This window comes from Labrys sp. KB_33_2 (genome assembly GCF_052114505.1).
Taxonomy (GTDB): Bacteria; Pseudomonadota; Alphaproteobacteria; order Rhizobiales; family Labraceae; genus Labrys.
The window spans coordinates 242,118-254,955 of sequence record NZ_JBFREW010000003.1; the positions used below are offsets into that span (position 1 = coordinate 242,118).

Annotated in this window: 13 protein-coding genes; 6 read left to right on the forward strand and 7 right to left on the reverse strand. The window is 65.8% G+C overall.

Features of this window, described 5'->3' with window-relative positions:
- Nucleotides 1-94: 94 nt before the first annotated feature.
- Nucleotides 95-1,384 carry an ABC transporter substrate-binding protein gene (locus AB4037_RS06695; protein ID WP_441770968.1) on the reverse strand — a complete coding sequence of 430 codons (1,290 nt, stop codon included), beginning with the start codon at nt 1,382-1,384 and terminating at the stop codon, nt 95-97.
- An 84-nt stretch (nt 1,385-1,468) separates the two neighbouring features.
- On the opposite strand from AB4037_RS06695, the gene AB4037_RS06700 reads away from it, so the two are divergent.
- From AB4037_RS06700 to AB4037_RS06720, 5 genes are all read left to right on the forward strand, one after another.
- Entirely contained in the window at nt 1,469-2,410 is a 942-nt protein-coding gene (locus AB4037_RS06700) for a helix-turn-helix domain-containing protein (RefSeq protein WP_434958601.1), read from the forward strand.
- 172 nt (nt 2,411-2,582) lie between these two features.
- The gene (locus AB4037_RS06705) at nt 2,583-3,869 is read left to right on the forward strand and encodes a multidrug effflux MFS transporter (RefSeq protein ID WP_441770969.1); all 1,287 of its coding nucleotides are present in this window, start codon (nt 2,583-2,585) and stop codon (nt 3,867-3,869) included.
- A gap of 53 nt (nt 3,870-3,922) precedes the next feature.
- Nucleotides 3,923-4,879 carry a tyrosine recombinase XerC gene (locus AB4037_RS06710; protein WP_434958599.1) on the forward strand — a complete coding sequence of 319 codons (957 nt, stop codon included), beginning with the start codon at nt 3,923-3,925 and terminating at the stop codon, nt 4,877-4,879.
- A 61-nt stretch (nt 4,880-4,940) separates the two neighbouring features.
- Nucleotides 4,941-5,207 (forward strand): type II toxin-antitoxin system ParD family antitoxin, encoded by a 267-nt coding sequence (locus tag AB4037_RS06715; protein ID WP_434958598.1) that lies wholly within the window; start codon nt 4,941-4,943, stop codon nt 5,205-5,207.
- Between the two features lie 5 nt (nt 5,208-5,212).
- Entirely contained in the window at nt 5,213-5,521 is a 309-nt protein-coding gene (locus tag AB4037_RS06720) for a type II toxin-antitoxin system RelE/ParE family toxin (RefSeq protein WP_434958597.1), read from the forward strand.
- 11 nt (nt 5,522-5,532) lie between these two features.
- Here the strand turns inward: AB4037_RS06720 and AB4037_RS06725 are convergent, their stop codons facing one another.
- From AB4037_RS06725 to tsaD, 3 genes are read right to left on the reverse strand one after another with little or no spacing between them, the layout of a single operon-like run.
- On the reverse strand, nt 5,533-5,883 hold the full coding sequence (locus tag AB4037_RS06725; RefSeq protein ID WP_434958596.1) for a RidA family protein: 351 nt from the start codon (nt 5,881-5,883) through the stop codon (nt 5,533-5,535).
- A 26-nt stretch (nt 5,884-5,909) separates the two neighbouring features.
- Complete coding sequence (locus AB4037_RS06730) at nt 5,910-6,905, reverse strand: NAD(P)H-dependent glycerol-3-phosphate dehydrogenase (RefSeq protein WP_441770970.1); 996 nt, start codon at nt 6,903-6,905, stop codon at nt 5,910-5,912.
- Nucleotides 6,902-7,996: a tRNA (adenosine(37)-N6)-threonylcarbamoyltransferase complex transferase subunit TsaD gene (gene tsaD / locus AB4037_RS06735; RefSeq protein WP_434958594.1), complete on the reverse strand. Its 1,095-nt coding sequence runs from the start codon at nt 7,994-7,996 to the stop codon at nt 6,902-6,904. The genes AB4037_RS06730 and tsaD overlap by 4 nt, the downstream gene beginning before the upstream one ends.
- Nucleotides 7,997-8,329: 333 nt before the next feature.
- On the opposite strand from tsaD, the gene AB4037_RS06740 reads away from it, so the two are divergent.
- Nucleotides 8,330-9,322 (forward strand): 3'-5' exonuclease, encoded by a 993-nt coding sequence (locus tag AB4037_RS06740; protein ID WP_441770971.1) that lies wholly within the window; start codon nt 8,330-8,332, stop codon nt 9,320-9,322.
- Between the two features lie 87 nt (nt 9,323-9,409).
- Here the strand turns inward: AB4037_RS06740 and galE are convergent, their stop codons facing one another.
- The 3 genes from galE to AB4037_RS06755 form a co-directional block, all read right to left on the reverse strand.
- The gene (gene galE, locus AB4037_RS06745; RefSeq protein WP_434958592.1) at nt 9,410-10,390 is read right to left on the reverse strand and encodes a UDP-glucose 4-epimerase GalE; all 981 of its coding nucleotides are present in this window, start codon (nt 10,388-10,390) and stop codon (nt 9,410-9,412) included.
- A 270-nt stretch (nt 10,391-10,660) separates the two neighbouring features.
- Entirely contained in the window at nt 10,661-11,791 is a 1,131-nt protein-coding gene (locus AB4037_RS06750) for a serine hydrolase domain-containing protein (RefSeq protein WP_441770972.1), read from the reverse strand.
- An 89-nt stretch (nt 11,792-11,880) separates the two neighbouring features.
- Nucleotides 11,881-12,825, reverse strand: a complete 945-nt coding sequence (locus tag AB4037_RS06755) for an alpha/beta fold hydrolase (RefSeq protein WP_441770973.1) — start codon at nt 12,823-12,825, stop codon at nt 11,881-11,883.
- Nucleotides 12,826-12,838: the final 13 nt, after the last annotated feature.

A 12,838-nucleotide genomic window follows, 5' to 3' on the forward strand; every position in this document is an offset into this window, starting at 1 on the left:
GCCACCTTTGTCGGGGTTGGCGGTTCTTCACGCCACCCCGGCCTTTCAGGCCGACCCTCCCCCTCCAGGGGAGGGTAGCCCCTGTGCCCTTCCCCTATTGCCCCACCGGCAGCCCCGAGGCGGACGAGATCTGGCTGGCGGCATCGTCTAGCGCGGCCTTGGCATCGGGGTAGCCGCCACCCAGGAACTTGGTCTGCACGGTCTTGAGGGCCGCCTCGGCATCGTTGAGGAACGCGGTGCCATGGGTGGACTTGATCTTGGGCAGGGTGGCGAGAATGTCGGTCCAGATCGCCTGGTTGGCCCAATAGGGCTGGCCCTGCTTCACATAGGGATCCTCCAGCGCCGAATTCAGCGAGGGCACCAGGCCATAGGCCTTGAGCATGGTGACCTGGCCCTCATCGGTGGATAGGGCGTATTTGATGAAGGCGAAGGCTGCTTCCCTGTTCTTCGAGCCGGCGGGGATCGCCAGCGACGAGCCGCCGATATTGGCGGCGCGCGGGCCATCCGCTGTCAGGCTCGGCATGCGGTAGACCCCCCATTTGCCGGCGAGCTCGGGGGCGTTGGTGCGGATCGTGCCCTCATACCAGCCGCCGAACATGATGGTGGCCACCTTGCCGGCCTTCAGGGACTGGATCTTGTCGGACCAGCCGGCCGAGACGATGGTACCGGCCTCCTTCAACTGCTTGAGCTTGTCGTAGACGGCGACGCAGGCCGGCGCGTTGACCGTGACGGCGCTGCCGTCCGAGGCGAAATAGTTGCAGCCCTGCTCGTTGCCGACCATGCGGAACCATTCGGTGGTGCCGTCGCCGTCGCCGTCGAGGTCGGTGGCGCTCATGGTCACGCCGGGATTGGCGGCGGTGACCTTCTTGCCGGCGGCGATAAAATCATCCCAGGTGTTGATGCTGGCCGGGTCGACGCCGGCCTTCTCGTAGAGGTCGCGCCGGTAGAACATCACAACGGGGCCGGAATCCCAGGGCATGGCATAGGCGGCCTCGCCCTTCTCCAGCTCCGCCCGCTTGAAATCGGCGAACTTGCCGGCGACCTCCGGCGTGTAGCCCAGCGGCTTGAGGTCGGCGAAGCAGTCGGGGAACTGGTTCCAGTAGCTCTCCGCCTTGTAGTTCTCGATCGAGACGACGTCGGGCAGGCCTGCTCCGCCGGCGGCGCAGCCGGCCTGGGTCTTGGAAAAGACCTGGGCGTTGCCGAGATCCTCCACCGTGACCTTCACATTGGGGAACTGCTTGTTGAAGCCTTCGATGTTGGCCTTGAGCGAGGCAGCGGCGATATCCCAGCTCCAGACCCGGATTTCCCCCGATTGGGCCAAGGCCGTCGACGCATGAAGGCCCGCAGCAACTGCCAGCGCGGCGCAGCCGATCGTCTTGCGCATGTCATTCCTCCCCTTTTCATTTGCTCTTGTGTGGCGGGAAGCTACTTTAGGCAGGTAGCACTGCCTGTCTGCGATAAAGGGAAGATGGACTTGCCTGAAAGTAAGATGCAGGAGCGCTCCTATTATCAGCCGACGGCCAACAGCGTCGAAAACCTGCCGACCGTGCTGCAGACCTTCCACAATACGCCGCGCGTCATGCTCTCGCCTCACTGGCACGCCCAGGTCGAGGTGAACTTCATCGTCCAGGGCTGGGTGCATTATCGCATGGCCGGCTATGAGCTCAGGCTGGAGGCGGGCAATATGGTGCTGTTCTGGGGCGGCCTGCCGCACCAGATGGACGATGCCTCCGATGACGCCGTCTATGCCGGCGCGCATCTGCCGCTGGTGCACTTCTTTCGGCTGCGCCTGCCCGAGGAGGTACCCGCTCGCCTGATGGCCGGGGCAACTCTGCTCATCCACGAGACCGACTCTTCGGATAGTGCCAATTTCGCGCGCTGGAACGGCTATACCCGCTCCGGCGACATGGTGCGCGCCCAGCATGCAGTGAGCGAGTTGCTACTTCGGCTGGAACGGGTGCGTTTCGAGCCTTATGCCTTGGTGCCCAGCCTCGACAGCCGTGTCGGCCAGGCCAGCGCCGGCGATCCGCAGGCCCTGCGCCATGTTCGCAGCCTGTGTGACTTTATCGCCGACAATTTCCTCGACGATATCGACAGCACCGACATCGCGGCGGCCGCCGACCTCCATCCCAAATATGCCATGAGCCTGTTCAAGAAATGCACGGGCATGACGCTGAACGACTATGTCAGCCTGCTGCGCCTGTCCTATGCGCAGGCGCGCCTGATCAGCGGCGACGGCAACATCCTGCGCGTGGCGATGGAGTCCGGCTTCGGCTCCCTCTCGGGTTTCAACAAGAGCTTCCGCAAGATCGCCGGCATGTCGCCCTCCGATTTTCGACGCAGCGGACAGTGCGAGCGTCCCGCGCTTTCGCCTCTCGAAGCGCCGGTCGAGCCGGGGACGGTATCTTAGGGGCTGGCGGGCACGGGCTGTCATCTGCCCAAATTTTATCAATTCACTTGAAATATTTGCCTCTGTGGCGAAAAAATCACCTTTTCGTCACGATTGGTATGCTACAGATCTGTCATCTGAGCGCCGCTTCATTGCCCCGCCGGTTATAGATTTTCACATTTCCGAGTTTTCCATGCCCCGTCCCGTTGCCGGCGCGGCGCTGGAGCCTGCCGTGCGGCGGGAGCCCCAGCCGTCCTTTGCCGAATTTGTTCTCGTGATTGCCCTGATGATGGGGCTCAGTTCCCTCTCCATCGACAATCTCCTGCCAGCCTTCTCCGCCGTGCGGTCGGAATTCGGCATTGCCGATGCCAACCGCATGCAGTTGATCATCACCGCCTATATGGCGGGTTTTGCCCTCATGCAGCTCGCCTGGGGGCCGATCTCCGATTCGATCGGCCGCCGCAAGGTGCTGATGATCGGCTTGGGCATCTATACCGCCGGTACGTTGCTGGCGATCTTCTCGCCCAGCTATGAGGTGCTGCTGGTCGCCCGGGCCATCCAGGGCCTCGGCGCCGGATCGGCGCGCGTGCTCTCCATCGCCATCGTGCGCGACCGCTATGAGGGCCGCGAGATGGCGCGGGTGATGTCGCTCACCTTGATGATCTTCATCATCGTGCCGGTGATCGCGCCGGCCACCGGCAGCGCCTTCCTGATGCTCGGAGACTGGCGCACTATCTTCATGAGCATGCTGGCGCTGGTGCTGGTGGTGGTGGCCTGGTTCGGCCTGCGCATGCCCGAGACGCTGCATCCCGAATATCGTCGGCCGCTGTCGCTGCCCGCGGTCGCGAGCGGCATGCGCCGGGTGGTTGTTACGCGTGCCTCCTTCGCCAACATGCTGGCGATGGGCCTGGCCATGGGCTGCCTGATGACCTATCTCGGCTCGTCCCAGCAGATCTTCGAGACCGACATCTACAAGCTCGGCCCGCTCTTCCCGTTGGCTTTCGCGCTGATCGCGATCTGCATGGGGCTGGCCTCCTTCGCCAATTCGCGGCTGGTGAGGCGCCTGGGCATGCACCGGCTGTCGCGCTTCGGCATGATCGGCTTCTGGCTGACGGCGATGCTGCTGCTGGGTCTCGCCGTGCTGTTCCAGGGACGGCCGCCGCTGATCTATTTCGGCATCGTCATGGGTGTGGCGCATTTCCTGCTCAGCCTCACCATGCCGAATTTCAACGCCCTGGCGATGGAACCGGTAGGCGATATCGCCGGCACCGCCTCCTCCTTCATCGGCTGCGTCACCACGCTGATGGGCGCCGTGATCGGCGCGCTGATCGGCGAGGCCTATGACGGCACCATCTTCCCGCTCGCCTGCGGCTATCTCGGCCTCTCCAGCCTGTGCATGCTGGTGCTGGTGTGGTCGGGCGAACGCGAGGTGGCGGTTCCTGCTCCGGCAGCCACCCCAGCGATTGTGGCGGCGGAGTGAAGAAAGCGGGAGGCTCTAACCTCCCGCTCACCTTTTTACGCCACACTGGCCGCATGAACGCTTCGCCCCCTGTTCTCATCGCCGCGCCGGACCTTGCCGCCGCCAAGGTGCAATGGCTTGCCTATCTTGCCGTCGAGCGGCGCATGAGCCCCAAGACGGTCGAGGCCTATGACCGCGATGTCACCACCTTCCTGCGCTTCCTGACCGGCCATTTCGGCGAGCCGCCGGGGCTGGACGAGATCGCATCCCTCGCGCCCCGCGACGTCCGGGCCTTCCTGGCCGCGCGCCGGGCCGATGGCCTGAAACCGCGCTCGCTGATGCGGGCGTTGGCGGCCACGCGGGCTTTCGCCCGCTTCCTCGAGCGCCAGGGTCATGGCGCCAGCGCGGCGCTATCGGCCGTGCGCGGCCCCAAGCTGCCACAGAGCCTGCCCAAGCCGCTGTCGCCCGAGGCCGCCCGCAAGGTCGCCTCGGCCGATGCCCGCATGGGTGAGGCACGCGAACCCTGGATACTGGCCCGCGATGCCGCTGTGCTGGCGCTGTGCTATGGCGCCGGCCTGCGCATTTCCGAAGCACTTGGCCTGACGCGCAAGGATGCACCGGTGAGCGGGCGCGACAGTCTGACCGTAACCGGCAAGGGCAACAAGATGCGCTCGGTGCCGGTGATCGCCCCGGTGGCGCGGGCGGTGGAGGAATATCTGAAAATCCTGCCCTTCCCGGGCGGGCCGGATGAGCCGCTTTTCGTCGGCGCGCGTGGAGGGCCCTTGTCGCCGCGCATCATCCAATATGCCATGCAGCATCTTCGGGGCGCGCTCGGCCTGCCGGACAGCGCTACGCCTCATGCGTTGCGCCATTCCTTCGCCACCCACCTGCTCGGGCGTGGCGGCGATCTGCGCTCGATCCAGGAACTGCTCGGCCATGCCAGCCTGTCGACCACGCAGATCTACACCAAGGTCGACGCCACCGAGTTGATGCGGGTCTACCAGTCGGCCCATCCCAGGGCGCGAGCATGACGGCTGCTCAGTAGGATTAAATCGTGCGCTATGTTAAGGTCTGATAACGGAGGTCCTGATCATGCGTTCGACCCAATCCCTCAGCATCACACTGCCTCATGACATGGCGCAGATGGTCAAACAAAAAGTCGCTTCCGGTGAGTACGCAACCGAAAGTGAGGTCATCCGAGATGGCCTGCGCAGTTTGCAGGCCCGCGACGCGGCTCTGGAAAAATGGCTGAGAGACGAGGTCGTGAAAAGCTATGACGAGTACAAGGCCGATCCAACCACTGCCATTGATGGTGCGGAACTGAAACGCCGAATGGCTCTCCATTTGCGGGCGTCCTGACCTGCATGCCCCATGAGGTCAAGTTTACGCCGCGCGCGGAACGGCATCTCCGGGACCTGCAGCAATACATCGCGGTGGAGGCCGGACCTCAGACGGCCGGCAGATATATCGAGCGAGTGATCGATTATTGCCTTGGGCTGGAGACCTTTCCCCTTCGAGGCACCCAGCGCAACGATCTTCGCCCCGGACTGCGGGTCTTGGGCTTCGAACGCCGGGTGGCAATCGCCTTCACAGTCGATGATGCCGCGGTCGTCGTCCACGGCATCTTTTATGGCGGCCAGGATTTCGAAAGGCTTTGGCGCGACAAATCCTGAATGGCCTGCGCTTACAGCGCGGCTTCGACCATGATCTCGACGTCGAGGCCGGGGCCGGCGAGCTTGGCTTCCACCGTGGCGCGGGCCGGAGCCTGGCCGGCAACCACCCAGGCATCCCAGGCCTCGTTCATCTCGGCCCAGGTGCCGATATCGGTAAGCCAGATATTGGCCTTGATCACCTTGGTCTTGTCGGTGCCGGCCTCGCGCAGCGTCTCGTCGATCTGGGCGAGGATGTCGGCGGTCTGTTCCTTTACCGACTTGCCGACCGTGGTCTCGGCGACATAGCCGGACAGGTGAATCTTGTCGCCATGGATGACGGCGTCGCTCATGCGGTTGCCGGCGCCGATACGCTTCAGGGTCATGTCAGTCTCCAGTTTTGTTGAACGAGTTACTCCGCGCGCGGTGGGCGCGACAGCAATTGCTTGATGGCCTGGTCGATGCTGGCCTTGCCGGCTACCAAATCGGCGACGGCGGTGGCAACAGGCATGTCGACATGCCTTTCCCTCGCCATGCGCGCCAGGATGGGAGCGGTCCAGACGCCCTCGGCCAGACCGACATCGGCGATCGCCGTCTCCAGGCCGATTCCCTTGCCGAGTTCCTCGCCGAAGCGCCGGTTGCGCGAGCGCGAGGAGGTGCCGGTGAGGATGAGATCGCCGAGGCCCGACAGGCCTGCCAGCGTCTCCGGGCGCGCGCCGAAGGCAAGGCCGAACCGCGTGAGTTCGGCAAAGCTGCGCGCGAGCAGGGCCGCCACCGTGCTCTCGCCGAAGCCGCGCCCGGCGGCGATGCCGGCCGCGATGGCGAGGACGTTCTTGGCCGCCCCGCCGATCTCCACGCCGCGCAAATCGTCGGTGTTGTAGAGCCGGAAAGTCGGGGAACCGATGGCCCGGACGAGGCGCTCGCCGAGGGCGCCGTCGGCGCAGGCCAGCGTCAGGGCGGTCGGATAGGCCTTGGCGATGTCGGCGGCAAAGCCCGGTCCGGAGAGCACGGCGGGGATGCAGCCTGGCAGGATCTCGGTGGCGATCTGCGAGACGAATTCGCCGCTCGAGCGCTCGATGCCCTTGGCGGCCAGGATGAGCGGCGTATTCGGCGCCACCGTGGCGGCCAGGCGCCCGCAGACGTCGCGCAGGGCCTGGGTGGGAACGGCCAGGATCAAGATGTCGGCGTGGGCGGCCTCGGCGAGATCGGCGGTCGGCTTGATGGCTTCGGGCAGAGCGAGGCCATCGAGCCTCGAGAGCCGGCGCGTATCCACCAACTCGGCCATGGCGGCGGCATCGCGGCCCCACAGGCTGACATGACGGCCGGCGCGTGCGGCGGCGCAGGCCAGCGCAGCGCCGAAGGCGCCGGCGCCGATCACCCCGATGCTTTTCGAGCCCGAGCCGCTCAAGCCTTCGCTCCCTTGCCGACGCCGGCCTTGCCGAGGCCCTGCTTGCCCGCGCCGGGTGCGTTGGGGTCGAGCGGCCAGCGGGCCCGCGGGCTCACGTCGAGGCCATCCGTGAGGCCGGCGGCTAGACGCTCGGCCCCAGCCCAGGCGATCATGGCGCCGTTATCGGTGCACAGGGCAGCCGGCGGCATCACGATGCGCAGGCCCGTCTCCGCGCCGAGGCGCTGCAGGCCGCGCCGGATGGCGAGATTGGCAGCGACGCCGCCCGCGATCACCAGGGCGCTGGGGGATTGGCCGGCGGTTTCGCGGAAGCGCCTGAGGCCGACGCGCGTGCGGTCGACCACCATGTCAACCACCGCTGCCTGGAAGGAGGCGCAGAGGTCGCGAATATCCTTGGCGGCAAGCGGCGCCAGCCTTTCGGCTTCGAGCCTCACGGCCGTCTTCAGTCCCGACAGAGAGAAATTCGGATCTGGCCGTCCCTGCAGCGGCCGGGGAAAGGCGAAGCGGGCGGCATCGCCGCTCATCGCCTGGGCCTCGACGGCGGGGCCGCCGGGATAGCCCAGGCCTAGCATCTTGGCTGTTTTGTCGAAGGCCTCGCCAATGGCATCGTCGATGGTGGTTCCAAGCCTGACATAGTCGCCGAGGCCGCGCACGGCCAGAAGCTGGGTGTGCCCGCCGGAGGCCAGCAGCAGCAGATAAGGAAAAGTGACCTGGTCGGTGAGGCGCGGGGTCAGCGCATGCGCCTCCAGATGGTTGACGGCGATCAGCGGCTTGCCGAGCGAGAGCGCCAGGGCCTTGGCGGTGGTGAGGCCGACGATCACGCCGCCGATCAGGCCGGGGCCCGCCGCGGCGGCGATGCCGTCGAGCCTGTCGAAGCGGATGTCCGCTTCTTCCAGGGCCTGCTCGATGATGTGGTCGAGCACCTCGACATGGGCGCGAGCGGCGATTTCGGGCACCACTCCGCCATAGGCGGCATGCTCGGCGATCTGCGACAGCACGACATTGGACAGAATCTCGCCTTCGCCGTCCTGATTTCGCATGACGACAGAGGCGGCGGTTTCGTCGCAAGTGGTTTCGATGCCGAGAACGAGCATGGGGCGGGCAGGTACCTGAGGAGTTGATGGCTCTCCCTATAGCACGATCCGCTCGCGGGGATAGGGGGAGTGGCCATGCCGGCCGAGCGCAGGAGGCTCCCGTTTCAGCAATGCGAGCGCGCGCGGCGGGTCGCCGGGCGGAAATTGCCGCGTTCGAAATGGGAGGGACTTGTCGGTGATCGCGCCCATCTCGACGTCCGGTGCAGGCGCTCCACGCTGGAGATCGGCCTTGGCGGGGGAAAACGGCCCGCTGGGGTTTGCTTGCCCGTCCCCGAAAACGCTAAAGCGTTTAACCATTGCCGGGATCATTGAGTCGGTGGGAAAGGGGGAAGCATGGGCGAACAATTCGACATGTTTCGGACCGAGGCGCTTCCGGAAAGGCGGGCGCCGTCTATTCGAGCCAAGCGTGCGCCTCCCGCACCCGTGCCGGCCCGCCAGCACGAGGCTCTCGACGAGGCCACGCTGGTCAGCATGCTGGAAGCAACCGGCCGCTACCGCATCCAGCGCAAGCTGGAGCCGCGCTCCGTCGTCTCGTGGGACAAGAGCAGATTTCCGCGCCTGGCGGTGATCGTCGATACCGAGACCACGGGCCTCGACCATGAGAAGAACGAGATCATCGAACTGGGCATGGTGGCGGTCACCTATGATCCTTCCGGGCAGGTCGGCGACGTCGTCGGCATCTTCAATGCCCTGCGCCAGCCTCAAGAGCCGATCCCGCCCGAGATCACCAGGTTGACCGGCATCACCGACGCCATGGTGGCCGGCAAGGCGATCTCGCCGGCGGAGGTCGAGGCCTTCATCGAGCCGGCGGACCTGATCATCGCTCATAATGCGCGGTTCGACCGTCCCTTCTGCGAGCGCTTCGCGCCGGGATTCGCACCCAAGCCCTGGGCATGCTCGAATGTCGAGATCGCTTGGTCCGACCGCGGCTTCGAAGGCACCAAGCTCGGCTATCTCCTGGGACAATCGGGCTATTTCCACAACGGGCATCGAGCCGTTGACGATTGCCATGCGCTGCTGGAGGTTCTGGCCCGGCCAAGCGGGGAGAGCAGGACGGTGCCCTTTGCCGAGCTGTTGAAGGCATCGGAACGCGCGCGCATCAGGATCTCGGCGATCAACAGCCCCTTCGACATGAAGGAGCGGCTCAAGGCTCGGGGTTATCGCTGGAACGACGGCAGCAATGGCCAGCCCAAGAGCTGGTGGACCGAAGTCGGCGAAGAGGAGGCGGAGGCGGAGCTGAAATTCCTGCGCGCCGAGATCTACCAATGGCCGGAGGCCAGGCCCCTGACGCAGCGCCTGGCAGCAACGGACCGGTTCAAGGCCTGATCGGCTGGCGGGTCTTCGACGTGTTTTTGGGCTCTTCGGCGAGGTTGCCCGACCTCATCGAATGAGCCCGCAACCATCGCGAAAAGATCAGGCCGCCAGATTGTGCCGGAACCAGGTGACGGCGCTGCCCACGATGGTGTCGATCTCGCGATGCTGGGGGTGCCAGCCCAGCAGTTCGGCCGCCTTGGTGGCCGCGGCATAGAGGCTGGCGGGATCGCCGGGCCGCCGCGGCTGGAAACGGATGTCGAGCTTGCGGCCTGTGCAGCGCTGTACCGCCTCGAGGATCTCGATCACCGAAGTGCCGATCCCGGTGCCGAGATTGAAGGCTGCGCTTTCGCCGCCCGCCTTGAGATAGTCGATGGCGCGCACATGGGCGTCGGCGATGTCGGCGACATGCACATAGTCACGGACCGCCGAACCGTCGGGCGTAGGATAGTCCCGGCCCAGCACATTGAAGACGGCGCGGTGGCTGAGCGCAGCCTGGATGGCGAGCGGGATGACATGGGTTTCCGGCTCGTGCCTTTCGCCCAGCTCACCGTCGAGGTCGGCGCCGGCGGCGTTGAAATAGCGCATCGCCGCCCATTTCAAGCCATAGGCGGTGCCGAAATCGGCCAGAGCATGCTCAACCGCCAGCTTGGTCGCGCCATAGGGGCTGATCGGATTGCGCGGCGCGCTCTCCAGGATCGGCAGGCTGGCCGGAACCCCGTAGGTCGCGCAGGTCGAGGACAGGATGAAGGTCTCGATCTCGTTCTGGCGCACGGCCTCGAGCAGGGTCAACGAGCCCACGACATTGTTGGAATAATATTTCGCGGGATCGGCGACCGATTCGCCCACCGTGGAACTGGCCGCGAAGTGCATCACCGCTTCGGGCTTGTATTTGGTGATCACCTTGTTGAGGAAGGCACTGTTGCGGATGTCGCCGACTTCCAGCGGGCCCCATTTGACCGCATCGGCATGGCCCAAAGAGAGATTGTCGACGACGACGGGGTCATAACCTGCCTGGGCCAGGGCCTTGCAGGCGTGGCTGCCAATATAGCCGGCGCCACCAGTTACCAGAACACGAGTCATGTTGGTTCCCATACTTGCCGGGGCTCAATCGATCCGGTTCCCGCGTACCGGGACTTCTCGCTGCGATTGACCTGTCGGGCGCGTCACTACTGTTAATCAAGATTTACCTTCAGATCGCGGATGCGGCTAGCTGGGAATCAGCGGTATCGCCGCACCGAAAGGATAGGGGCGCGCACCCGCCGCCCCCCTCCCAAAAGGTTGAGGGGCCCGCCCATTTCGACGAGGACGGGGTCTCCTCGCGGATCAGGGGGCACCAAATCGCAAAACACCCTAGCCGTATACGGCGGCGCGGAGGGCGTCGGGATAGGCGCCGCCGACGCCGGCGACCGCCGTGTTGGTGAAGATGACCACCGAAAGCCCGCGTGCCGGATCCACGAACCAGCTGTGACCGTAGACGCCGCCCCATTGCCAGCATCCTGGCGAGCCGGGCATGCCGGCAGCGGCGGGATCGCGCAGGATCGACCAGCCGAGGCTGAAGCCGCAGCCGGGATCGTCGATGTCGAGGTCGGCAATCGCATCCTCGCTCAGGAGGCGCTGGCTCTCCGGTGAGAGAATCGGCGCCCCGCCGCCGCGGACGGCTTCGAGGAAGCTGAGGAAATCGCCGGCCGTGCCCACCATGCCGGCACCGCCGGAGGGGAAGGCGGTGGCGTCGAAGGCGCGCTGTGGCGCGAAGGTGAGCCACCAGCCATTGTGGCATACGCGCTGGATCTCGCCCATGCGCACCGGGTGGGGCACGCCATCGGCATAGGCGGTTGCCAGGCGCTGGGGCTTGGTGGCAACGAATTCGGTGTCGGTCATGCCGAGCGGCCCGGTGATGCGTTCGGCCACGATCTCAGGCAGGCTTTTGCCGGCGGCCTTTTCCATCAGCCCGCCCAGCACGTCGATTGCTACCGAATAGCGCCAGGCGCTGCCGGGCGCGAAGGCCAGCGGCTGGGCTGCGATCTTCTCGAGATTTTCCGCCATGCCGCGGCCGAGCCGGTCGAGGCCGTCGGCGATATCGGCGGCGGCATCGTAGTCATAGCGCAGGCCTGCGGTGTGGCTGAGAAGATGGCGCACCGTGATCACCGGCTCGCTGCCATCGGCGAGCCTGGGGCGGAAATTTGGAAGGTAACGTGTTACGCGGTCGTCGAGGCCGAGCTGTCCGGCCTCGACCAGTGCCAGGGCAGCGGCCGCCACCATCGGCTTGGTCACAGAGGCGAGGCGGAAGATGGTGTCCTCCGCGATCGGCGTGCCGGCCTCGCGATCGGCATGACCGGCGCTGCGACGATAGACGATCTCGCCCGCCTCGGCCACCAGCACCACGGTGCCGACGATGCGCTCCTCGGCGATGGCGGCGTCGATCACGGCATCGAGGCGCTCCGTACGGGCTTGGTCGATGGCGGGGGAAGGCTGGCCGTGCATGAGGAAAGCTCCGAAGCGGGAAGGTTTCGGACAATCGGCAACAAACCCGCTTCGTTCAAGTCCCTTTCCGGGCTGGGGGCCCGCGGCGGTCACTTGCCGGTCTGGTCGCTCCAACTGGCGTTCTCGCTCTTGCCGTTGAGGAAGGGCAGGGCGGTTGCCGTGAGCTGCGGCGACAGGAAGATGTCGTAATGGGTCAGGCCCGGCAGGATGGCGAGACGGTTCTTGGCCATATGCTCGCGCTGCCAGCCGGCATCATGCAGCCCGCCGCCGAGGAGCTGGTAGAACTTGACCACATGCTCGGGGCGATACATGTCGCTGTCGCCAAAGACCAGCATCACCGGCATGGTCAGCTTCGGCACGTCGGACGACCAGTCATAGGGCTTGCGCATCAGGGCGCCCATGGCGTCGAGCAGGCGCGGGAATTCGGCCGGATCGGGCGCGACCTTGACATAGGACTGGTACATCGGCGTGGCCTTCATCATCTCGGCCATGCCGGCGCCGACCTGGGCCTGCATCGGCAGCATCTCGGGATAGAAGCCGTCCTGGGCAAAGCCTGCGGAGACCAGCACCAGCCGCCGCACCTTGTCGGGGTGCTGGGCGGCGAGCTGGAAGGCGACGCCGCCGCCCATGGAGTAGCCGAACACGTCGACCTGGCCGTAGCCGAGCTTGGCGAGGATCTGGCCCATGTCGTCGCCCATGGCCTTCAGATCGATCGGGCGCTTGCCGAGCGGCGTGCGGCCATGGCCCTGGAGATCGACGGCGATGATCTGGCGATGGGCGGTCAGCGTCGGCATGACCGGCTGGAACATGTCGATCGAGCCGAGGCCGCCATGCAGCAGGAGGAGCGGTTCGCCGCTGCCGCGTATCTCGTAATAATAGTTCACGCCGCCGGCCTCGATATGGCCGCTCTTGGCCTGCGCCTGGTCGGTCGTCGCCGTCTCTGCGCCCGTCGCTGCGCTCATGGCGACGGAAAGGCTGCCGACGCCGATCACCAGGGCGGCCAGCAGGGATTTCAGGATGGAGGCTTGCGGCATGGTTCGTCACTCC